Source organism: Sphingopyxis sp. C-1, from assembly GCF_001047015.1.
Taxonomy (GTDB): domain Bacteria; phylum Pseudomonadota; class Alphaproteobacteria; order Sphingomonadales; family Sphingomonadaceae; genus Sphingopyxis.
The window spans coordinates 915,693-936,191 of the sequence record NZ_BBRO01000001.1; the positions used below are offsets into that span (position 1 = coordinate 915,693).

Annotated in this window: 19 protein-coding genes; 10 read left to right on the forward strand and 9 right to left on the reverse strand. The window is 64.9% G+C overall.

Annotated features, from left to right (window positions below; all coding sequences use genetic code 11):
• Window positions 1–269 precede the first annotated feature (269 nt).
• The gene (locus SC1_RS04220) at window positions 270–1,658 is read left to right on the forward strand and encodes an exopolysaccharide biosynthesis polyprenyl glycosylphosphotransferase (RefSeq protein WP_062178001.1); all 1,389 of its coding nucleotides are present in this window, start codon (window positions 270–272) and stop codon (window positions 1,656–1,658) included.
• Window positions 1,659–1,680: 22 nt separating this feature from the next.
• On the opposite strand, the gene SC1_RS04225 is transcribed toward SC1_RS04220, so the two are convergent.
• Genes SC1_RS04225 through SC1_RS04235 form a run of 3 tightly spaced genes read right to left on the reverse strand, consistent with a single transcriptional unit; the run spans window position 1,681 to window position 4,908 of the window.
• On the reverse strand, window positions 1,681–2,679 hold the full coding sequence (locus tag SC1_RS04225) for a polysaccharide pyruvyl transferase family protein (protein WP_062178004.1): 999 nt from the start codon (window positions 2,677–2,679) through the stop codon (window positions 1,681–1,683).
• On the reverse strand, window positions 2,676–4,157 hold the full coding sequence (locus tag SC1_RS04230) for an oligosaccharide flippase family protein (RefSeq protein WP_062178008.1): 1,482 nt from the start codon (window positions 4,155–4,157) through the stop codon (window positions 2,676–2,678). The genes SC1_RS04225 and SC1_RS04230 overlap by 4 nt, the downstream gene beginning before the upstream one ends.
• Complete coding sequence (locus SC1_RS04235) at window positions 4,147–4,908, reverse strand: glycosyltransferase family 25 protein (RefSeq protein WP_238586563.1); 762 nt, start codon at window positions 4,906–4,908, stop codon at window positions 4,147–4,149. The genes SC1_RS04230 and SC1_RS04235 overlap by 11 nt, the downstream gene beginning before the upstream one ends.
• Window positions 4,909–5,133: 225 nt before the next feature.
• On the opposite strand from SC1_RS04235, the gene SC1_RS04240 reads away from it, so the two are divergent.
• From SC1_RS04240 to SC1_RS04255, 4 genes are read left to right on the forward strand one after another with little or no spacing between them, the layout of a single operon-like run.
• Entirely contained in the window at window positions 5,134–6,003 is an 870-nt protein-coding gene (locus SC1_RS04240) for a glycosyltransferase family 2 protein (RefSeq protein ID WP_062178011.1), read from the forward strand.
• A complete protein-coding gene (locus SC1_RS04245; protein ID WP_062178013.1) occupies window positions 6,003–6,968 on the forward strand; it encodes a glycosyltransferase family A protein in 966 nt (321 codons plus the stop codon). Before SC1_RS04240 ends, SC1_RS04245 begins: the two co-directional genes overlap by 1 nt.
• A complete protein-coding gene (locus tag SC1_RS04250) occupies window positions 6,965–7,882 on the forward strand; it encodes an endonuclease/exonuclease/phosphatase family protein (RefSeq protein WP_152682292.1) in 918 nt (305 codons plus the stop codon). The genes SC1_RS04245 and SC1_RS04250 overlap by 4 nt, the downstream gene beginning before the upstream one ends.
• Entirely contained in the window at window positions 7,879–9,177 is a 1,299-nt protein-coding gene (locus tag SC1_RS04255; RefSeq protein WP_062178022.1) for an outer membrane beta-barrel protein, read from the forward strand. Before SC1_RS04250 ends, SC1_RS04255 begins: the two co-directional genes overlap by 4 nt.
• Window positions 9,178–9,183: 6 nt before the next feature.
• Here the strand turns inward: SC1_RS04255 and SC1_RS04260 are convergent, their stop codons facing one another.
• Genes SC1_RS04260 through SC1_RS04270 form a run of 3 tightly spaced genes read right to left on the reverse strand, consistent with a single transcriptional unit; the run spans window position 9,184 to window position 11,653 of the window.
• Window positions 9,184–9,906: a serine acetyltransferase gene (locus SC1_RS04260; RefSeq protein ID WP_238586564.1), complete on the reverse strand. Its 723-nt coding sequence runs from the start codon at window positions 9,904–9,906 to the stop codon at window positions 9,184–9,186.
• A gap of 5 nt (window positions 9,907–9,911) precedes the next feature.
• Window positions 9,912–10,475 carry a polysaccharide biosynthesis/export family protein gene (locus SC1_RS04265; protein ID WP_062183551.1) on the reverse strand — a complete coding sequence of 188 codons (564 nt, stop codon included), beginning with the start codon at window positions 10,473–10,475 and terminating at the stop codon, window positions 9,912–9,914.
• 17 nt (window positions 10,476–10,492) lie between these two features.
• Entirely contained in the window at window positions 10,493–11,653 is a 1,161-nt protein-coding gene (locus tag SC1_RS04270; RefSeq protein WP_062178025.1) for a glycosyltransferase, read from the reverse strand.
• A gap of 185 nt (window positions 11,654–11,838) precedes the next feature.
• On the opposite strand from SC1_RS04270, the gene SC1_RS04275 reads away from it, so the two are divergent.
• Window positions 11,839–12,999, forward strand: coding sequence for an acyltransferase (locus tag SC1_RS04275; protein WP_062178028.1), 1,161 nt, complete (start codon window positions 11,839–11,841; stop codon window positions 12,997–12,999).
• 34 nt (window positions 13,000–13,033) lie between these two features.
• Window positions 13,034–13,306 (forward strand): hypothetical protein, encoded by a 273-nt coding sequence (locus SC1_RS04280; protein ID WP_062178032.1) that lies wholly within the window; start codon window positions 13,034–13,036, stop codon window positions 13,304–13,306.
• Here the strand turns inward: SC1_RS04280 and SC1_RS04285 are convergent.
• The 3 genes from SC1_RS04285 to SC1_RS04295 all read right to left on the reverse strand — a co-directional run bounded on the left by SC1_RS04285 (window position 13,303) and on the right by SC1_RS04295 (window position 16,893).
• The gene (locus tag SC1_RS04285) at window positions 13,303–14,436 is read right to left on the reverse strand and encodes a glycosyltransferase family 4 protein (RefSeq protein ID WP_193749105.1); all 1,134 of its coding nucleotides are present in this window, start codon (window positions 14,434–14,436) and stop codon (window positions 13,303–13,305) included. The genes SC1_RS04280 and SC1_RS04285 overlap by 4 nt on opposite strands.
• A 94-nt stretch (window positions 14,437–14,530) precedes the next feature.
• Entirely contained in the window at window positions 14,531–15,544 is a 1,014-nt protein-coding gene (locus tag SC1_RS04290) for an NAD-dependent epimerase/dehydratase family protein (RefSeq protein ID WP_062178039.1), read from the reverse strand.
• Window positions 15,541–16,893 (reverse strand): UDP-glucose/GDP-mannose dehydrogenase family protein, encoded by a 1,353-nt coding sequence (locus tag SC1_RS04295; RefSeq protein WP_062178043.1) that lies wholly within the window; start codon window positions 16,891–16,893, stop codon window positions 15,541–15,543. The genes SC1_RS04290 and SC1_RS04295 overlap by 4 nt, the downstream gene beginning before the upstream one ends.
• A gap of 309 nt (window positions 16,894–17,202) precedes the next feature.
• On the opposite strand from SC1_RS04295, the gene SC1_RS04300 reads away from it, so the two are divergent.
• The 3 genes from SC1_RS04300 (at window position 17,203) to galU (ending at window position 20,496) form a co-directional block, all read left to right on the forward strand.
• Complete coding sequence (locus SC1_RS04300; protein WP_062178046.1) at window positions 17,203–18,474, forward strand: aldehyde dehydrogenase family protein; 1,272 nt, start codon at window positions 17,203–17,205, stop codon at window positions 18,472–18,474.
• Window positions 18,475–18,544: 70 nt separating this feature from the next.
• A complete protein-coding gene (locus SC1_RS04305) occupies window positions 18,545–19,480 on the forward strand; it encodes a hypothetical protein (RefSeq protein ID WP_062178049.1) in 936 nt (311 codons plus the stop codon).
• A 158-nt stretch (window positions 19,481–19,638) separates the two neighbouring features.
• Window positions 19,639–20,496, forward strand: a complete 858-nt coding sequence (galU, locus tag SC1_RS04310) for a UTP--glucose-1-phosphate uridylyltransferase GalU (protein ID WP_062178052.1) — start codon at window positions 19,639–19,641, stop codon at window positions 20,494–20,496.
• Window positions 20,497–20,499: the final 3 nt, after the last annotated feature.

A 20,499-nucleotide genomic window follows, 5' to 3' on the forward strand; every position in this document is an offset into this window, starting at 1 on the left:
ACTGTCTTTCCTTCGATAAAAGATGCTTCACAGGCCGAGGATCATGCTTGCGCTTGGCGGCCGCAATGACACCTTCGTTTACGCGGACAGAAAAGTTACCTGCCGCGCGCGGCGGCTGCGCGCGCCCGCTTGAACGCGGTGGACCGACGGTCTCCGCACGGATCATCCTGTATCCGGCACGTGCTCGCGCGGTCCGCTTGTATTCGCCGAGGGCCCAGGCATGTTGCATCGCAACAATATCATGCAAATTCAGGGAGCCTCCCCATCCCATGACAAAGATCGACTTGGCGCTCCACGGTGCGCCCGTTCGAACGCCACTCGCCAAAGCGGCACGGCGCGATGCCAAAATATGGCTCTGTCTCGGGCTGATCGCCCTGGACGCGGCCGCGCTCGCGGTCGGCTTTGCGGTGACGCTGATGATCGAACAGCCGCGCGTCATTTCGGATGGATTGCTGACCGCGATGCTGGGTGCCCTGTTCGTCCATTTCGCGATCGCATTCCAGAATCAGGCCTATAATCCGCGCTGCCTGACGCATCCGGTCAAAAGCGTGCGGCAGACGCTCTTGTCGTTCGCGACAACCCTGTTCGTCTTCCTGTTGGTCGCCTTCTCGCTACGGATCACCGGCAAGGTGCCGCGGCTCGCCATCGGGATGGGCATGGTGACCGCGGTGACGTTGCTGGTGGCGCAGCGGCTTCTGATCTGCCGAATGGTGCGCCGCGCTTTCGGCGATATGACCGCCGAACTGGTCATCGTCGACGGCGCGAACCTGCCGTCCTCCTACCTTGATCGCGAGATCATCGACGCGCGCGCATCGGGGCTGCGGACCGATCTGGACGATCCCTATATGCTCGATCGTCTCGGTACGGTGCTGCAAGATTATGATCGCGTGACGATCGTTTGTGCCCCCGCGCATCGGGCCGAATGGGCGCGCGCGTTGAAGGGCGTCAACATCGTGGGCGAGATCGTGATGCCCGAGATTGCCGAACTGGGCCCGCTCACCACGCGGCAGCGCGGCGGGGTGACGACGCTGGTCGTGTCGTGGGGCCCGCTCAACCGGGCGAACCGGGTAAAGAAACGCGCGCTCGACCTGGCCGTGACGATCCCTGCGCTGATCCTGTTGTCGCCGCTGCTGATGATTGTCGCGCTGGCGATCAAGCTCGATACGCCCGGCCCGGTCTTTTTCCGTCAGGAACGGATGGGACGCGGCAATCGCATCTTCCGCATCCTGAAATTCCGCAGCATGCGCGTCGAGACGACCGACGCGAACGGGGCGCGGTCGGCAAGCCGCGACGACGACCGGATCACGCGCGTCGGCAAATTCATCCGCGCGACGAGCATCGACGAACTGCCGCAGCTCATCAATGTGTTGTCGGGTGAGATGAGCCTTGTCGGGCCGCGCCCGCACGCGCTGGGTTCGACCGCCGGGGACGAGCTGTTCTGGCGCGTCGACCGGCAATATTGGCACCGTCATGCACTCAAGCCCGGGATCACGGGGCTCGCCCAGATTCGCGGCTTTCGCGGGGCCACCAACACGAAGCGCGATATTCTCGACCGGCTCGAATCCGATCTCGAATATCAGCATGGCTGGTCGTTGCTGCGCGACGTTTCGATCCTCGCGCGCACCGCGCAAGTACTCGTCCACCGCAACGCTTATTGAGGTAAAGGCTTGTGGACGGCGCTCAGCCGTCCACGATCTGCGGGGCGCGGCAGGCCAGGGCCGTGTCGAAGGCTTCGGCGCGGGTGGTGGCGCGCATCAGCCCCGCATAATCGCCCGTCCATTGATCGGCGAAACCCGCGACCTTGCCATAGCTGTTGTCGAGCAGGACGTGCGGGATGTCGAGCAGCAGCGACAGGATATGCGCGTGCAGCCGGTCGGTGACGACCAGCTCGCCGGCCGACAGCATGGTGAGGCCGCGCTGGAACCGCCATTCGGCAAGGCGCCGTTGTCGCGCGGCGCGCTGCGCCATCGGATCGCGAGTGAAGAGGCGGCCGAGCTTTAGCGACAGGCGCAGGCGGCGTTTCTGGCCCGCATCTTCCTCTAGCCAGTCGTCGGCGACGACGCCGGCGGGCAGGGTGGCCTCGTCGGCGGCGCGTTCATGGTCGGTACGGAGCAGGGCAAAGACCGGGACGGTGGCGGGGTCGCGCCGCTGGCGCCCTAGCATCAGCGCGGCATCGGGACACAGCCGGATATCGCAATCGAAATGCTGCTCGGCAAAGGCGAGCGAGCGCGCGTCGCGAACGAGCAGGGTGAATTGCCCGTGCGCGCGGATCGCCTCGGCCATTTCGGCCGCTGCGGCGGGGTCGGCATAGTGGATCGACTGCGGCATCTGGATGATCGGGCGTCCGCGATGCGTGCGCAGCAGGTGCAGGCGAAATGCTTCGTGCTTCGGCCACAGCGTCCCCATATTCCCGCCGCCATGGATCAGGATCGCCCCGCCGCCGATCGCCGCCCGGCACGCGGCGTCGTCGAAATCGGCGATCGCCGAATAATAAGCGGGAAGGCGGCCCGACCGTCGCAGATAGGCCATCTCGCCGAGCCAGATCGCCGAATCGCCGACGTTGGAATGATCGGGGAAGTCGACCAGCGCGAGCTGGCCCGCGGGGAGTACCCGGTCGAGTTGCTGCGAGAACCGCTGAGCGAGTTCGCCGACGAGCTGGTCGGCGGTCTTCTGTGTCATGTCGGGATCTTTCTAAAGCGTCTGAACAGGGAGAGGAAATGGCCGCGCCACGACCCGGAGATGGCGAGCAGCGCGATGGCATAGAAAAATCCGCCGATTGCGATGAGCAGCAGCAGCGATTGCCAGTCCGGCAGGCGCGCATCGAGCAGCCGCATCGCGATCGCGAGCGCCACGCCCATCAGCGTCGAGGCGAACAAGGGAGCGCGCACGGCGCGGAAACTGTCGATCGGTCGGATTCCAGAGGCGCGGCGCAGCAGCCATATCTGCATTGGCAGTGTCAGATAAGCGCGCCCGACATAAGCGACGGCGACCGCGAACAGCCCATAAGGTAGCGCCGCGAGCGTCAGGATCACGCCCAGCGCCAATTGCGTCGTCGAAAGCGAAATCAGGCTGCGCGATGCGCCAAGGACGCTGAGCGACGGCGAGGCAAAGAAATTGAGCGTGAACGGCACGGCCATGAAGGCGAAAATCTGTGCGAGCTGCCCGGCCTCGTCCCATTTCGCTCCGAACACGGTGGGGATCGCGATCGGCGCGAGCGCGCCGAAACCGACGAGCGCCGGAAAGGACAGAGCAGAGGCGCGCGAGATCATCCAGCGATAGGCTTCGCGCAGTTCGGCAGGATCGTCCTTCACGCGCGCGAGCGTCTGGACTGCCACCTGCGTGAAAGGTTGGATCGCGCCGCGGCCGATCAGTTCGACGGTGCGCCAGGCGGTGCGATAGACGCCGACGGCCGCCAGCCCGATTCCTGCGCCGATCGCCATCTCCTGCACGCGTACGGTGGCAAGGAAGGCGAGCTGGACATAGATCAGGCTGGCGTTGAGCATGATGTTGCCGCGCAATATGGCCCAGTCGAATTGCCAGCCGGGCTTCCAGTCATAAGAGGCGCGCGACAGGACGACGCCGACGATCTCGGTGACCAGGCGCTGGATGACGAGGCTCCAGAGGCCCAGTCCCGCAAAGGCGGCGGCCACCGCGCAGGCACCGCCGATCAACCCGCCGACGACCGAACGGAGCGCGGTGGTCCGATGCCCGAATTCGCGCAGCCGCAGCGCCATATGGGTGGCGCCAAAGGAGGATATCGGCAGCGCAAGGCTCATCACCGCAAGCGGGAGGGCGATATTTGGCGCGCCCATCCAGTCGGCGATCGGCGCCGCAAGCGCCATGATCAGGATCGCCGACACGAAGGAAAAGGCCTGTTGCGAACGATAGATGGTGTCGAGGAAGGCGGGGGTGATGTCGCGTTTGCGCGCAATCGTCTGCACCAGCCCCGCGGTCGCGATGATGCGGAAGGCTTCGGCGGTCACCGCCATCACCGCAAAGGCGCCGATATCTGCGCGCGTCAGCAGACGCGCAAGGATCACGAAGACGATGAACGAGAAAATCTGGTCCGACAGGAAGCGCGTGACCGTCCAGCCAATCGAGCTGCGACTGCGCGCGCGTAACCCGTCGTCGAAGCGGGCGGGGAGGTCAGCGCTCAAGCAGGCGTCTCGCTTTCAGCATCCGCATGCGTGCGCGTTCGAGCGAGCGCCAGGCCTTTTGCCTGACCGAATGATAGAGCGGATCGCTCTTGGGTCCGAAGCGCGAGCTGCCGATATCGGAAACGATCGCCGCTTCCAGAATTGGCGCGGGATAGAGCGCGAGATTGGGCAGGCCATGCGCCCACGACCGGTCCATCTCGTCGTCGATCGGGCGGCGGACGGTGCGGCAATGCTCGGCAAGCCGCCGCGCGCCGTCGAGCGTGATCGCATAGCCCTGCGTGCCATAGGCAAGTCCGACCAGCTCGACGATCGCGCGCGAATGCTGGAGGAAGTCGCGCCGAACGACGCGTTGCCACGTGGGGCGCTTTGCATAGAGCCTCAGGTAATCGATACCCTCGGCGTGAAGATCGGTGCGGGCGAGCGGTTCGAGATACGCCCAGTCGACGACCGTATCGTCCTCAAGGACGATCGCCTGCCGCACGCCGCGCGCGACCATGTCCTGCCAGATCGAGAAATGGCTGGCGTAGCATCCGATCTCGCCCTTGCTCATCGGGCGGCCCTTGTTGCTGCGGATCGCGGGTTCGTCGATTGTCATTCCCAGCGCGGGGGCGGTGCAGGCATCGAAGAAGCGCCAGCCGAGCGACGTGTCTTTGGCGCGCGCGGCAAAGGCTGCCCGGCGCGCTGTGGCCGTTTCGAGCGACACCACCAGCACTTCGGTTGCTACGCCCGATTCGGGTAAGGAATCACCCACTTGATATCGCCTTTTACTTGCGGTTGCGCATGGCTGCGCGGTTCAGAACCAACGACGGGCCCGACGCGATCCTTGGTAGCGGGCAATTATTTGAGAGCGAAGGCGCTCGCGCTCCGGTCGTCCGGCCAACAGGGCAACTCGTCTTCGCAGGTGCAGCATCCGGTTGACCCGGAGGCGGCGGCGGGCCGATTGGGTCCCGTGCGGGGGCACTGGACAGGCGTATCTATGTTTCAAGTCGCAGTCGTCATACCCGTATGGAACGGCGAGGCCGTGCTGGGCCGTTGCCTCGACGCGCTCGCGCGTCAGACGCTTTCCCGCAGCGCGTATCAGATTATCGTCGTCGACAATGGATCGAGCGACGCAACGCGTAACATCGCGCGCAGCTATCCCGGTGTCGATCTGCTCGAAGAGAAGCAGCCGGGTTCCTATGTCGCGCGCAACCTTGGAATCGGGCGCGTGCGCGCCCCGATCACGGCCTTTACGGACGCAGATTGCGAACCCGCCCCCGACTGGCTGGAACAGATATTGCGCGCGGCGGAGGCGAATCCCGGCTTCGGTGTGCTCGCGGGCAAGATCGAACTGTTCGACGAGATCGCGCAGGAGCGCGAGGTATTCGGCGATTACGAACGACTGTTCAGCTTTCCGCAGGCGCATGCCGCGCGCGGCAATTGCGCGACCGCGAACTGGGCGAGCGAGACGGCGGTGTTGAAGGCGCTGGACGGGTTCGATGCTGCGCTGAAGTCGGGCGGCGACCGGCAGATGGCGCTACGCATCCGCGATGCAGGCTATCCGCTCGTCTATGTTCCTACGATGGTCGTACGCCATCCGGTGCGCGCAAGCCGTGCCGAGCTGGTGCGCAAGCGTCAGCGGCTGAGCGGCGGGCGTTGGGATCGGACGAGGCAGCGTCCACGCCTTGCCCATGTGCTCGGTATCACCGCGGTCGACACGGTCCGGCGACTACGCCGCGCGGCGATCACACGCGAATTGCCTTTGCGACGCCGGCTGGCGGTGATGGGGCTGACGTTGCAACTCGCCGGGGTGGCGGTGGGTGAATTTCTCAATCTTGCGGGGGGACGAAAGGCAGCACGCGACTGATGACTTCTCTCCATGACGCCCCACAATTTTCCGTGGTGATGCCGCTCTATAACAAGGCCGCGCATGTGCGTGCGGCGATCGAGAGCATCTTTGCCCAAAGATTCCAGCCGCACGAGATATTGGTGGTCGACAATCGTTCGACCGACGGCGGGCGCGAGATCGTCGCGGCGATCGGGGATGAGCGGATCAAGCTGCTGGATCTGTCGACGCCGGGGCCGGGCGGCTATGCCGGGCGCAATATCGGTATTCGCGCCGCGCGTGGCGATTGGATCGCTTTTCTCGACGCCGACGATCTGTGGAATCCCGATCATCTCGCTGTCCTTGCGGAAAGCATAGGTGCCGACCCGGCTGCGCGCGCGGCAGCGACGCGGTTTGACCATGTTTTCGACGATCGCGTGCAGCCGCAGCGGATCGCGCCGGAGCTGGAGCAACCGCAAAGCCTCGACCTCGCCGGCTTTCTTGCCGCTTGGCTGGCCGTGCGCGAGTGCCCGATGTGGACGGGTGCGATCGCGATCCGGCGCGATACGCTGTTCGAGGCGGGGCTTTTCCCCGAAGGGCGCGCCGTACGCGGCGGCGACAAGGATTTGTGGCTGCGCGTGCTCGCCAGGGGTGCGCTGCGGTACGACCCGCGCGTCACCGCGGTCTTTCACCGCGACAGCGACAACAAGGTCAGCAATTCGACGACGACGCTCGACGTCCCTTGTCTCGTCGAGACCGCGCGCGAAATGATTGCCGTCGCTACCGGGCGCGAGGCCGCGTTGCTGCGGCGGCTCGTGAACCAGGAAATCGCCCATTATGCGCGCTACGCCATGAAATATCCCGGCCGCACGGCGATCCGGGTCGGCGACCTTTACCTGCCCGAGGGGGCGAGCACCGCCGCGCTGCTCCTCGCCGCGAAGCTGATCCCTGCCTCGCTCCGCCAATCGAGCTACGCGCTGCGCAACCGGCTGCGTGCCCGCGCGTGAAGCCGATCCGCACTCTTGGTGTCCTGCTGGCCGGCGGGGGTTGCCTTGCTGCTTGGTTGTCGCTTGGGGGCGGGCTGGTTCCGGCGCTCGACGTGTTGGCGTCGTTTCTACCGCTGTTCGGCGCGGCCGTCCTGTTGGGATTGCTGTTCGCCCGCCGAAGCCTGCGCTGGACGGCCGTCGTGGCCTTGCTCGGGCTGACGCCGGTGGCGATCGGCGTCATGCCCGAACTGGCGCGCGAAATACCAGCCGCGCAAAAGGGCGCGACCCCCGTCCGGCTGCTGACCCACAATGTCTGGAGCGGGAACAGCGACCCCGCCGATACCGCGCAGGCGATCATCGATGCAAAGCCCGATGTGGTGATGCTGCAGGAGGTGGACGGCAGTTTTCAGCCGATGCTTGCGGCGCTGCGCCAGCATTTCGCCTATGCAACCAAATGTCCGCCGGGATGCGATCTTGCGATCTTCTCGCGCTGGCCGATCGCCGACAGCGACTATTTCCTAGAGGATGCGAAAGGCCGCAAATTCGGCCCCCCGATGCTCTGGGCGCAAATCGCGGAGCCCGGCGTCGATCCGTTTACCGTGGTGACGCTCCACTATCCGCGCCCCACATCGCGCGATCAGGCGGTGCGCAGGCGCGATGTGGCGCATGCATTGGCACGGATCGAACGCGGGTCCTTGATCGTTGGAGGCGACATGAACCTTACCCCCTGGGCCGCGGCGATGCGCGAGCAGGACCGCGCCCTCGCACCGCTTACCCGCATGACGCGCGCGCTGCCTAGCTGGCCGCGCGCCTTTCCCGTGCTGCCGATCGACCAGCTTTATGCCGGGGCCGATTGGGGGTTGGTATCGGCGCGGCGGCTGCCTGCCACCGGGTCGGACCATGTTCCGATCCTCGTGACGCTGGCGCGCCCGTGAAACGCGCGATTACCTTTGCGCTGCTCGGCGGCTGCGGCGTCGCAATGCCTGCGACCGCGCAGCAATCCGATGCGACCGATGGCCTCGGCTCGGTTTCGAGCGAAAACAGTTTCGGGCGCGACCGCAATATCGCCGTGCTCGAACGCCGCCGGCCCGACTACACGCCCGAGGCGATCCAACTCGGCGTCCTTGAACTGACGCCGCGCATGGCGATCGGCGCCGGTTACGACGACAATCTCTATGCGCAGGAGGACGACCGGATCGGCGATGCCTATCTGCGCATTCGCCCGCGCTTGTCGTTGGTCCGGCCCTCGCCCGACCTCAAGCTGTCGCTCGATGGCGAGCTCGACCTCTTGCGCTATGCGGATCGTGCGAGCGAGAACGCCACGCAATATTCGGTGAATGCGGGGGCGCTCTATACGATCAGCAAGTCTGACACGCTCAACGTCACCTTGCGAAATGGGCGCTACAGCCAGGAACGCGTTTCGCCCGACAGTCCGACGCAGGCATCGCGCCCGGTCCGCTTCGATTTGAACGGCGGCACGGCGACCTATACGCATGTCTTCAACCGGCTGCGCGTTCGCGGCGTGCTCGATGTCGAGAACCGCAATTACGGCGACAGCCTGACCCCCGGCGGCGAAGAGATCGACCAGGATTTTCGCGATCACACAATCTATACCGGCACCGCCGTCGGTGAATATGCGCTGAGCCCGAGCATCGCCCTGTTCGTGGCCGGGTCGGTCAACAAACGCGACTATCGCGAGCGGATCGGCCCGGTTCCGGCGCGCGATTCCAAAGGTTTCGAGCTTGCCGGCGGCGCGAGTTTCGAACTCGGCCGCAAGGCGAGGGGGGCGCTGCGGCTCGGCTATTTCCAGCAGGATTACCGGCCGACCGAGTTCGAGGATGTCTCGGGCCTCCTTGTGCGCGGCGAGCTTGCCTATTTCCTGACCCCGCTGGTGACGATCACCGGCACCGTCGACCGCGGCATCAAGGAAACGGGGGTGAATGGCGCGACCGGCTATCTCGCGACCGACATGACGGTGCGCGCCGATTACGAACTGCTGCGCAACCTGATCATCAGCGCGGGCGGCGAGTTGGAAAAGCGCGATTTCAACAATATCGACCGAAAAGACGACCGTTGGACCTGGCGCGGCAGCGCGACGTACCTGGTGAGCAAGCGGATGGCGCTGCGCGTCGATCTCCAGCGCCGCACCCAGTCAAGCTGGGGTGCGACCGCCGGGCGGGAATTTGCGGATAATCGCGTTTCGGTCGGTGTGACTTTCTCGGGCCTTTAGGTCCGGTCAGTCGGCCCTTTTTGCCCGCGAGCCATAGAGCGCGCCTTCGCAGGCCGCGAGAAGCTCGGGCGGTGCAAGGCGGTTGATATAGCCGTGCGATCCCTGATCCGAGAGCAATTTCGCGGGGATGCCGCCAACGACCCCGCGCTCGGGCACGTCCTTTGTCACGACGGCGTTGGCGCCGATCGCGGCTTCCGCGCCGACATGAATCCCGCCGATGACCTTCGCACCCGATCCCAGGAAGGTGCGGTCGCCGATCATCGGTGCGCCGCGCCGGCTGCCGCGGTTCATATATCCAAGGACGACGCCGTGCGTGATATTGACGTTGCTGCCCAGCACCGTGTCGCCGTGAAAATAGAATCCGCCGAAGCGGTTGAGGAACAGTCCCGGCCCGATCTCCATATATTCGGGGATCGCGAATCCATATTTGTAGCGCGCACGCAGCAGCAGCCATTTGGCGATGATATAGAGTCCGAAACCCTTGGCGGGCTTGAGCTTCAGCCAGCCGGCGGTGCGCATCAGGACCGTATATTTATATCCGGGGGTGAAGGCATAATGCTTTGCGAAGGCGCCGAAACTGACACGCCCCGCATAGCGGTAGAGATCGGCTGCGAGCAGCGCCTTCAGCTTGGCGAAGCTTACGGGGCAGCCGCGAAGATGCGGCTTGCCCGCCTCGTCGGACATGGGTTCGTCGAACGCCGGGACGGGCGTGAGCGATGCGGTGGCCATATCCATCAGAAATAGCGCTCGCCGAAACGGATCGTGTCGCCGGGTAGTACGGCGAAATCGGCGGTCATCGGATATTCCTTCTCGCCAGCTTCGCCCGCGCGCTTCAGGAAAACGCGTTTTTCATTGGCGCGATAAGTGAAACCATCGGCCTTCGCGACCGCACCGCGAATGGTCAGCCCCTGCGTATACGGATATTCTCCCGGCTTGTTCACCTCGCCGAGCACATAGACCGGACGGAAACTTGCGACCTGCACCGAAACTTTGGGTTCGAGCAGATAGCCCTGGCCAAGCTTCGCCTCGATATCCCTCGAAAGCTGTTCGGTCTGAAGCCCCGCCGCCTTGACTTCTCCGATCAGCGGGAATGCGATCGTGCCGGCGGGCGAGACCTCAAAATCGCCCGTCAGCGTTTCTTCGCCAAAGGTCGCGACCTTTACCTTGTCGCCAGGCGAAAGGACGAACGCGGCGGCGGGTGGCGGCGCGTCCCCGCTGCCCGCTAGCGGGGCCTGCCCGGCGCACCCGCCGAGTATCGCAAGCGCCCCCGCCAACGCGATCTGTCTGTGCCATTTCATCAACTTGCTCCCGGCCTTCATGCTGCAATATCGGTGAGTTCGGGCAGCGCGGAGGGTGCGCCCAGCGCCGCCTCGATCCGTGCCCAGTAATTTGCCGCGGCCTGTTCGACGCCATAGGCGAGCGAACGCGCACGCGCGCTCTGCCCGCAAGCGCTGCGCCGCGGTTCGGCGAGCACGTCGACGAGCGCCGCGGCAAAGGCCTGCACATCATTGGTCGGCACCAACGCACCGGCTTCGACATCGATCCTGCCGCCAATCGCATCGCGCGACCGGCCGGCCAGAATTTCGGACGGGCCCGACGCGCAATTGGTCGCAACGACGGGGACGCCGCACGCCATCGCTTCGACCAGCCCGTTGGGAAAGCCCTCTGCATTCGACGGCATCGCGTAAAGTTGCGCGCGCGACACCAGCGCGAACGGATTGGCGACGAAGCCGGGCATGTCGACGCGGTCGGCAATGCCGAGCGTCCCGGCCAGCGCTTCCAGCGCGCCGCGTTCGGGTCCTTCGCCGAGGATGACGAGGCGTTCCTGCGGCGCCGCCTTGGCATAGGCGCGCAGGAGGAGCGGGAAATTCTTGTTGGGCATCAGGCGCCCGGCCGCGACGATATAGGGGCCCGCTGGCTTGAAAGCTGGCGGCTCGGCCGCAAGTTCTGCGATACGCCGATGGTCGACGGGGTTGGCGATCGCCGACATGCGGGTGCGCGCGACGCCGAAATTGGCGGCAAGGTCGTCGACCACGCCCTCGGACACGGCAATGACGTGCGCCGCGCCTGGATAGACCATGCGGACCATCGCCTTGGCCGCGAACGCACCGCCCAGATGCGCGCTGGTATTGACGCGCTCGCTGATCAGCCAGGGCTTGCCGCGCCCCGCCATCGCCCAGGCGTTGGCAATATTGGCGCGGGTCAGGAAGCTGAGCGTCGCGTCGGGCGAAAGCTGCCGTGCGAGCGCGCGTAGCTGCATCAGGCTCGGCAGCAATTTATGCTTTGCGTCCAGCTGATGGACCCCGACCCATTCGGGCACATCATAGGCGCGCGGCTCGTCGTCGAGCAGCGCGAGATGGATATCATAGCGCGTGCGCCAGGGCTCGGAACCGCCGAGCAAGGTGACGAGCACGCGCTCGGCGCCGCCGCCCGCGAGCGAGTTGATCGCGAATAAAATCCGCTTTCGGTGCAACATATTTCCTCGCTGATATGGGGTGCGGAATTCGCTTCGGGAGAACGCTTACCACGGCCATTTGTTGCAGTGCACACAGCATCCCCCGCTTCATCGCCCCGGCGGGGCGGCTGGCCGATTTCAAAGGGTTTCGCCCCCCGATACGTCTATCAGGGCGAACATCGACGGACGTTTTGCGGAGGTATTTTATGGACATTCGGCGAGTCGAGTGTCTGGATGGCCTGCGCGGCGTCGCGGCCCTCTGGGTGCTCATCGGACATATGATGATCCTGACCGGTTTCCGCCTGCCGCTGATCGGCAAGCCGGACCTCGGTGTCGACCTGTTCATCCTGCTTTCGGGCTTCTTGATGATGTATCAGTACCGGCTTCGCGCGGGCAGCGAGGACTGGAACGCCCCCGGCACTTGGGCCGCCTTCTGGACACGCCGCTTTTTCCGGCTGGCGCCGCTTTTCTATGTGGCGCTCGCGGCCGCACTGATCGCGGGGCCGGCGATCTATGCCGACCGCGTCGCGATCGACACTTTCCTCGGTCAAGGACTCCAGCCCGCCGAACGCTATACCGACGCGAGCCCGACCAACATCGCGCTGCACCTGACCTTCCTGTTCGGATTGCTGCCCGACTATGCCTTTCGCACCCCGCTGCCCGACTGGAGCCTGGGGCTCGAGATGCAATTCTATCTGCTCTTTCCCTTCCTCATCCTGCTCGGTCGGCGGATCGGATGGGTCCCGTCGGCATTTCTTGCGGCTGGAGCCGGGGTTGTCATTGCCCTTGTCGCCGGTGGGGCAGGGCTCGACTATCCGATGCCGTCTTTCCTGCCATTGAAACTTCAGCTTTTCCTTGCCGGCATGCTGATCGCCGCGGGGCCGGGCGAGAGCGGCGCACAGCTATGGTTACGCCTCGGCGCCGCGATGCTGCTCGCCGCGATTCCCAACGGGGGCGATCAGGACATGCTCCATTTTGTCGTGCGCGAGCTGCTCGTTCTCGGCTTTTTCGCGCTGGTCCATTGGCACTCGCTCGGGCCGGTCGGCTGGGCTTCACGCCTGCTCGGCAGCCGGCCCTTTTATTGGCTCGGTGAGCTGTCCTACGGCACCTATCTGATCCATCTGCTGATCCTGCAGCCCGTCGCGGCGATGGTGATCGGACATTTCGGAACCGGGCTCGGCGCGGTCGGCCGCTTTGCCCTGACCGGGGCGATCGTGATACCGGCGACCTATGCCGTTGCTTTCCTGACCTACAGGCTTGTGGAGGTGCCCGGGCAGCGCCTCGGCAAAGCGGCGATCAAATGGGTGGCCGGGCGCGGTACCCCCCGCGCCCTTCAGACGGCCCCTGAAAAAATCGCCGCGCCGTAATCACCGGTCGCTGGATTTACGAGGAGATGTTTCGATGGATCGCCGAACGTTGCTGACGTCGATGGCGGGAACCGCAGCCATTGCTGGCTGCACCGCAAAAGACGCCGGATCCAAAGCCGCCGGGCGGCCGACGCTGGCGATCGATGCCGAAGGTACGGGGCGTTGGCGCATCCGCAGTTGGCAGTGGCGGGCGAATGCGTGGCACCCGCTGATTGCATCGGCGATACGGACCGATGCCGGGATATCGGTGAACGGGCCGATCGACGCGGCGGACCGGGCGACGGTTATCGCCCGGCTCGGCGCCTAGGCTTCCACCGCCCCCGAATAGCCGGTGGCGCGCGGAGCCCGGCGGCCGGGCGCGAGCGTGGCGCGATAGACGTCCAGCGTCTCTTCCGCCGCCCTGTCCCAACTGAAGCGAGCGCGCACCGCGTCGCGATCGACCTGAAAATCCGCGCAATCGGCGTTGAGCCGCCCGGTGAGCGCCGCGACATCGCCGACCGGGAAATAATTTTCCGGATCGAGCCCAATATCGAGATTGGCGGAGATGTCGCTCAGCAGCATCCGCGCGCCGCAACTCGCCGCTTCGAGCGCCGCTATGGGCAGACCCTCGTGATAGGAGGGCATCACGAACAGCGCGCACTGTTCATAAAGGCACTTCAGCGTCGCGCGCGACTGAACACCGGCAAAGATCACGCGGTCGCTGGCGCGCGCGAGCAGTTCGCGGGCATATTCGCTTTCGTGGTCAGCCGACCCCGCAATCACCAGCTTCGCCGTGCAATTCGACTGCTCATAGGCATCGATCAGATCGTGCAGGCCCTTTTCGGGAACGAGCCGGGCCACCGCGAGCAGGAAATTGCCATCCTGTAGCCCCAGCCGTTCCAGCACCAACGCCGGATCGGCATCACCGGGCAAATCCGATGTGCCGTTGGGAATATAGGAAATTGCGTGCGCGCGTTTAGGAAAGCTCTGCTGCAACTGGGTGGCGAGCGAGGGAGAGACAGCGATCACCCGGTTCGCGAAGCTGAGCGCCAACCACTCGCCGGCGCGGAGTGCGGTGCGCGCGAGCAGACCCCATTTGGCGCGGTGATAGTCGGTCCCGTGGTGCGTCACGACGACCTTCAGCCCGAGCAGCCGGGCCAGCGGCGCGAGCAGGCCGGGGCCGATCGCGTGGATATGGATCAGCCCGGCGCCGCGCTTGCGGGCGGACAGGACCGCGAGGAAGGTGGACACCACCGCCTCCAGATTTTGCGAGCGCGGGCAGGGGATGCCGACGATCTCGACACCGCGATGTTCTCCGACCGCTTCCGGCAGATAGGGCGCGCGGCCGAGCACGACCGAGCGATGATCGGGCCATATCGCCTTGATCCGCGGGAGCAGCTCCTCGCAGTGGCTTTCGATGCCGCCCATCACATGCGGGAAGCCGCGAAGGCCGGTCACGCAGATGATGGGCGACCTCGCGGGATCGCTGGAAGACGCACTTGTCCGTTGCAGCATTATCAAACTCCACTAGCGCCCGGCCGGATTTCCCGGCTCAGGCAACCGCTGCCATCGGCCCTCTTCCACCATTTTCTATTTCGCCCAGATACCAGTCGACGAACCGCTCGATCCCGCGCGCCAGCGGGACCTTGGGGCTGTATCCGGTGAGCGCATTTATCGCCGAAATGTCCGCGTAGGTCGCGGTCACGTCGCCCGGCTGCATCGGCCGCATCAGCTTGATCGCTGGCCGGCCGAGCGCGCGTTCGAGCAGGCCGATCATGTCCATCAGTCCGACGGGGTTGCAGTCGCCGATGTTGAGCAGCCGGTTTTCACCGCCCGCCGGCGGCCGGTCGAGCACGCCGACCACGCCGTCGACAATATCGTCGATATAGGTGAAGTCGCGCGCCATCCGGCCTTCGCCGAACACCTCGATCGGTTGGCCGAGCAGGATCTTCTGCGCGAAGCCATAATAGGCCATGTCGGGCCGGCCCCAGGGACCATAGACGGTGAAGAAACGCAGGCCGCTCAGCGGCAGGTGATAGAGTTTGGCATAGCTTTCGCTCATCAGCTCGCAACTGCGTTTGGTCGCCGCATAGAGCGAGACCGGCGCGGTGCAGGGCTCGTCCTCGCGAAAGCCCGTGCCGCCGAGCGGTCGGTCGCCATAGACCGAGCTCGACGAGGCATAGACGAGATGCTCGATATTGCCCGCGTGGCGCGCCGCCTCCAGCACCGCGAGATGCCCTTTTAGGTTGCTATGTTCGTAAGCGAAGGGGTTTTCGAGGCTGTAGCGTACCCCCGCCTGCGCGGCGAGATGGACTATGCGGCGGATGCCGTTCGCCTCGACCAGCTCGCTGATCAGTCCGGGGCTGGCGATGTCCCCATCGATCAGCCGGAAATTGAAATTGTCGACCAGCCGCGCCGTGCGCGCCTTCTTCAGTGCGACGTCGTAATAGTCGGTGAAATTGTCGAGCCCGAGTACGCGTTCGCCCCGCGCGAGGAGCCGTTCGGACACCGCATGGCCGATGAAGCCTGCGGCGCCGGTTACCAAAATGGGGCTGTCGTCGGTCACGCGGCGTGCCTTTCGTTCGCGGCTCCGGCCTCGTCGGCGAGCTGGCCCGGTCGGCCGATGCCGACATAGCGCAGGCCCGCTTCTTCGGCCCGTGCGGGGGGATAGATGTTGCGCAGATCAACAAGCACCGGCTCGGCCATTGCGGCCTTCAGGCGAACCAGGTCGAGCGCCCGGAACGCGTCCCATTCGGTGACGATCACTGTCGCCGCCGCGCCGTCGGCGGCGGCATAGGCGGAGGACGCATATTCGACGTCGCTCAACACCGCTTTGGCCGCGTCCATCCCTTCGGGGTCATAGGCGCGGACTTTGGCGCCCGCATCCTGCAACGTCTGGATGATCGCGATCGACGGCGCATCGCGCATGTCGTCGGTGTTGGGTTTGAAGGTCAGACCGAGCACCGCGACAGTGCAGCCGCGCACCTGCCCGTCCATCGCTGCGATGATCTTGCGGCCCATTGCGCGCTTGCGCTGGTCGTTCACCGCGACCGTCGCCTCGATCAGTCGCAGCGGCGCGTCATGATCCTGCGCCGTCTTCATCAGCGCGAGCGTATCCTTGGGGAAACATGAGCCGCCATAGCCGGGGCCGGCATTCAGGAATTTGCCGCCGATCCGATTGTCGAGCCCGATGCCGCGCGCGACCTCCTGGACGTCCGCTCCCACCCGTTCGCACAGATCCGCCATCTCGTTGATGTAGGTGATCTTCATCGCCAGGAAGGCGTTGGCGGCATATTTGGTCAGCTCGCTCGTCCGCCGGCGTGTGAAGACGATCGGCGCCCTGTTCAACGACAGGGGACGATAAACTTCTTCCAGTGGCCCGCGGGCGCGCTCGTCCTCGATGCCGATCACGACGCGGTCCGGGCGCTTGAAATCTTCGATCGCGGCGCCTTCGCGCAGGAATTCGGGATTGGAGGCGACCGCGAACTCGGCGACGGGATTGCACTCGCGGACGATCCGCTCAACTTCGTCGCCGGTACCGACCGGCACGGTCGACTTGGTGACGATCACCGTAAAGCCGGAGAGCGCCCCGGCGATCTCGCGCGCCGCGTCATGAACATAGGACAAGTCGGCGTGGCCGTCGCCGCGGCGGCTGGGGGTGCCGACTGCGATGAACACCACATCGGCGGCGCCGACAGCCTCGGACAGCTCGGTGGTAAAGGCGAGATTGCCCGCGGCAACATTGCGCGCGACCAGATCATCGAGCCCGGGTTCATAGATGGGGATGCCGCCAGCCTGCAGGCGGGCGATCTTGTTCGCGTCCTTGTCGACGCAGGTCACATGATGGCCGAAATCGGCAAAACACGCGCCAGAAACGAGCCCGACATAGCCGGACCCGATCATTACGATACGCATTACGCGTTGCTCCCTTTTTATATGAAGGCGATTTTGCTGCGCCTGCGAACAATCGCGTCGCGACGGTTAACGGTCAACTTGCCAGCTTTGAGCGGAGGCAATTGAAAGGCGAAATGATCGTTCCCAAAATCCCGGCCCGAAACGGGACAAGTCGAGAAAAGGGGATATATTATAAGCAGATAATTCGCGGCTTTGCCTAAACGATGGTCAGGCGATTTGGCTGCAATGCGACGAAACGTTTCGACTTGAACTTGCCACGGGTCGGCGTCGGAGTAGAAGCCAGACGGGATAAGTGGTGGGAAGGGCAGGATGCTGGAAGCGCAACGCGCGGCATTTTTCGCCGACTTGCCGGTGTCGCTGGCCATTCGCCGCGACCGGCTGCGGCGCGCGATGCTGATGATCGAACAAAATGCCGATGCGCTCTGTTTGGCGCTCGCTGCGGATCAGGCGAATCAGGATGCCGATTCGGCGATGCTGACCGAAGTGAAGCCGGCGATCGCGGCTCTGCGCGCTTCGATGACCAATGTCGGCCGCTGGATGCGTCCCGAAGGCGGGCATGGGCTGCTCGCGCGATTGGGCGGGGGCGGCGACTATGCCGAATATCAGCCGCTCGGGGTCATCGGCATATCTGCGCCGGCTTCCTTGCCGCTGCTCCAGACGGCCAGCATCGTCGCGAGCGCGCTCGCCGCGGGCAATCGGGTGATGCTGAAATTCGACGCTGCTTCGCCGCAACTCGCGCGGCTGATCGGCGATCTTGCGCCGGGCTTCTTTGATATGCTCGAACTGGCGGTAGCGTCCGGCGACGTCTTTGCGGAACAGGCGTTCGACCTGCTGGTGACGAGTGAGCCCCAGGACGGCGAGGGGGTAACGATCGCGCGGTCGAGCAAGTCGCCGGCCATTTTCGGCCGTTCGGCCGACTTTGCCAAGGCGGCCGACAATGTGGTCGCGCGCAAGTGGCTCAAGGACGGACGGGGGCCGCTCGCGCCCGACTATCTTCTCGTGCCCGACGAACAGGAAGAGGCGATCGCGGCATGGCTGTGGCGTGCGGCGATGCAGCCGGTTGCCGAAGATGCGCCATCGACCGAGGGTGATCAGCAGCGGCTGGCGCGGCTATTGGACGACGCGCGCGCGCGCGGGGGCGAGGTGATGACGGCACAGCCGCGCGGGTCGGCGGCGCCGCTCCACATCATCCGCCACGCCAGCGAGGATATGCTGGTGATGCAGGAGGATAGCACGGGGCCCATCCTGCCGCTGCGGAACTATGCGCGGATCGAGGATGCGATCGATACGATCCACCGGCGTCCGCCGCCGCTCGCCATCTATTATTTCGGTCGCGATGCTGCGGAGCGTCGGCACATATTGGAACATACGCTTTCGTCGGCCATCGCGATCGACGGTCGGGCGCCATCGGCGGCAAAACCCGACGCGGGCATGACACTTAACATCGACCATGGCGAAGCGGGCTTCCGCCGATTTAGCCGGATCCGGCATGTGTATCGCCAGCCCTGGCCCGATTTCGCTCGCCGCTTCGCGCGCGAAACCGGCGACGATCTGGGCGGGGCAGCGCCCGCACTACACTGATCCCGGCCGCGCCACGCAACGCCGCATATGGCTGGTGCCGCGCGGTACGCCACATCAAAAGCCATGGCCTATGGATGGCACCCCCTCTCTTTTCGCCAGTGCCGTTTCGGTCGTCGCGGGCGGGGAGCCGGTCTATTTCGCGCAATCGGGCGGGGTCTATCGCGGCGTGCGGGCGAGCAATGTCGGCAACGGCCTGTTCGTGATCCGCGAGCCGGTCCGCGATGTCGTGATTTCCGGCATCCAGGTCGATGGCGGCTACCGGGTTATCGAAAATGGTGCGGCGCCTGATCGAGTAAGCGCAGGCTGCGCGGGGCTCCGGGTCAGCGGCGCGCGGGCGAGCAATCTCCGCCGCAGCTTCGCCCGCATTCGCTACGACAGTCATGACGGCGTGATCGAGGATGTCAGCGCTTCCGGGACGCTCGCGACCGGTAAGACCGATCTGCCGGTGGGTATCGCCTTCGACGGCACCGCCCACGACTTCCGGATCGAACGATGCTTGATGCGCGGGTTTCAATGGCAGCGTAAGCCCCGCCAATATTGGAACGGCGACGGCTTCTCGACCGAGCGCGGCAATTCGCGCTTCCTCTTCCGACAATGCGCCGCGTGGGACAACAGCGATGGCGGATTTGATCTCAAATCGACCGAAACGACGCTCGATGACTGCATCAGCGGCCGGAATGCACGTAATTTTCGGCTGTGGTCCAGTATTCGCGCGACGCGGCTCACCAGTCTCGACCCCGTCAAGATCGGCGGGATCGGTGACACAAACCATTTCACGATCATGGGAGCGCGGGGCGCGAGCGAACCGGTGACCATCCATATCGAGCATCTGGTCGTAAAGAGCGATCGGGGCTGGCCGATCTTCGACGTCCACAATGGTGCGGCGCGGATCATCATCGGCTCGCACGACATCAATGTTCCGCCCGGTACCCAGCTATGGCGTTCGCGAGGTGGCGGTTCGGTGCCGGGCGGAGTGTCCTTCGTTGGTACACCTCCGACGCTCTGAATGGCCCGGCGCACTTTGCACACGCTTCGACGCCGGGCTCTTGCTGCAATGCAGCGTAAAGGCGCAGTTGCCGTCCGTCAGCGCGAGACGATCGTGTCTGCACAATCCGAAAGCTGGTTTTTTGGGGGGGAACCCAGTGACCAGAAAAGGGTGAAAAGATGCGAAAGATACGCAAGGCCGTGTTCCCCATCGGCGGCCTTGGAACCCGGTTCCTTCCGGCGACCAAGTCGATGCCAAAGGAAATGCTTCCTGTCGTCGACCGGCCCTTGATTCAATATGCGGTCGATGAAGCCCGCGAGGCGGGCATCGAGCAGTTCATTTTCGTGACCAGCCGCGGCAAGAGCCTGATCGAAGATCATTTCGACCATGCCTTCGAACTCGAAGAGGCGATGGCGCGGCGCGGCAAATCGCTTGCCGCGCTCGACGGCACCCGTCCGCCGCCGGGCGACATCAATATCGTGCGGCAGCAGGAGCCGCTGGGGCTGGGTCATGCCGTGTGGTGCGCCCGTCGTCTCGTCGGTGACGAGCCCTTTGCAGTGTTGCTCCCCGACGATCTGATGGTCGGCGAGCCCGGGTGCCTTAAGCAGATGGTCGACGCCTATGCGGAGCTCGGCGGCAACCTCATCTGCACCGAGGAAGTTGCGGCGGAGGATACGCATAAATACGGCATCATCACGCCGGGCGTGAGTGCGGGGGCGGTCACCGAAGTCCGGGGGCTGGTCGAAAAGCCCGCAGCAGACGTCGCGCCGTCGCGGCTTGCCGTCATCGGCCGCTATATCCTCCAGCCGGAGGTGATGGATGTCCTCGGCAGCCAGGAGGAAGGCGCGGGCGGTGAAATCCAACTCACCGACGCGCTGGCGCGGATGATCGGCCAGCAGCCGTTCCACGGCGTCACCTTCGAAGGGAAGCGGTACGACTGCGGCGACAAGAGCGGGTTCGTGACCGCGACGCTGGCGCTGGCACTGGCCCGTCCCGACATCGCGCCCGCGGTGCGCGCGTTCCTGGCCGCGGCGTGATAT

What these genes read in the sequence shown, in the direction of transcription:
- SC1_RS04220 (WP_062178001.1), top strand. Translation starts at nt 270, where the DNA reads ATGACAAAGATCGACTTGGCGCTCCACGGTGCGCCCGTTCGAACGCCA.
- SC1_RS04225 (WP_062178004.1), bottom strand. Translation starts at nt 2,679, where the DNA reads ATGACACAGAAGACCGCCGACCAGCTCGTCGGCGAACTCGCTCAGCGG.
- SC1_RS04240 (WP_062178011.1), top strand. Translation starts at nt 5,134, where the DNA reads ATGTTTCAAGTCGCAGTCGTCATACCCGTATGGAACGGCGAGGCCGTG.
- SC1_RS04245 (WP_062178013.1), top strand. Translation starts at nt 6,003, where the DNA reads ATGACTTCTCTCCATGACGCCCCACAATTTTCCGTGGTGATGCCGCTC.
- SC1_RS04260 (WP_238586564.1), bottom strand. Translation starts at nt 9,906, where the DNA reads ATGGCCACCGCATCGCTCACGCCCGTCCCGGCGTTCGACGAACCCATG.
- SC1_RS04265 (WP_062183551.1), bottom strand. Translation starts at nt 10,475, where the DNA reads ATGAAATGGCACAGACAGATCGCGTTGGCGGGGGCGCTTGCGATACTC.
- SC1_RS04270 (WP_062178025.1), bottom strand. Translation starts at nt 11,653, where the DNA reads ATGTTGCACCGAAAGCGGATTTTATTCGCGATCAACTCGCTCGCGGGC.
- SC1_RS04275 (WP_062178028.1), top strand. Translation starts at nt 11,839, where the DNA reads ATGGACATTCGGCGAGTCGAGTGTCTGGATGGCCTGCGCGGCGTCGCG.
- SC1_RS04280 (WP_062178032.1), top strand. Translation starts at nt 13,034, where the DNA reads ATGGATCGCCGAACGTTGCTGACGTCGATGGCGGGAACCGCAGCCATT.
- SC1_RS04295 (WP_062178043.1), bottom strand. Translation starts at nt 16,893, where the DNA reads ATGCGTATCGTAATGATCGGGTCCGGCTATGTCGGGCTCGTTTCTGGC.
- SC1_RS04300 (WP_062178046.1), top strand. Translation starts at nt 17,203, where the DNA reads ATGCTGGAAGCGCAACGCGCGGCATTTTTCGCCGACTTGCCGGTGTCG.
- SC1_RS04305 (WP_062178049.1), top strand. Translation starts at nt 18,545, where the DNA reads ATGGATGGCACCCCCTCTCTTTTCGCCAGTGCCGTTTCGGTCGTCGCG.
- galU (WP_062178052.1), top strand. Translation starts at nt 19,639, where the DNA reads ATGCGAAAGATACGCAAGGCCGTGTTCCCCATCGGCGGCCTTGGAACC.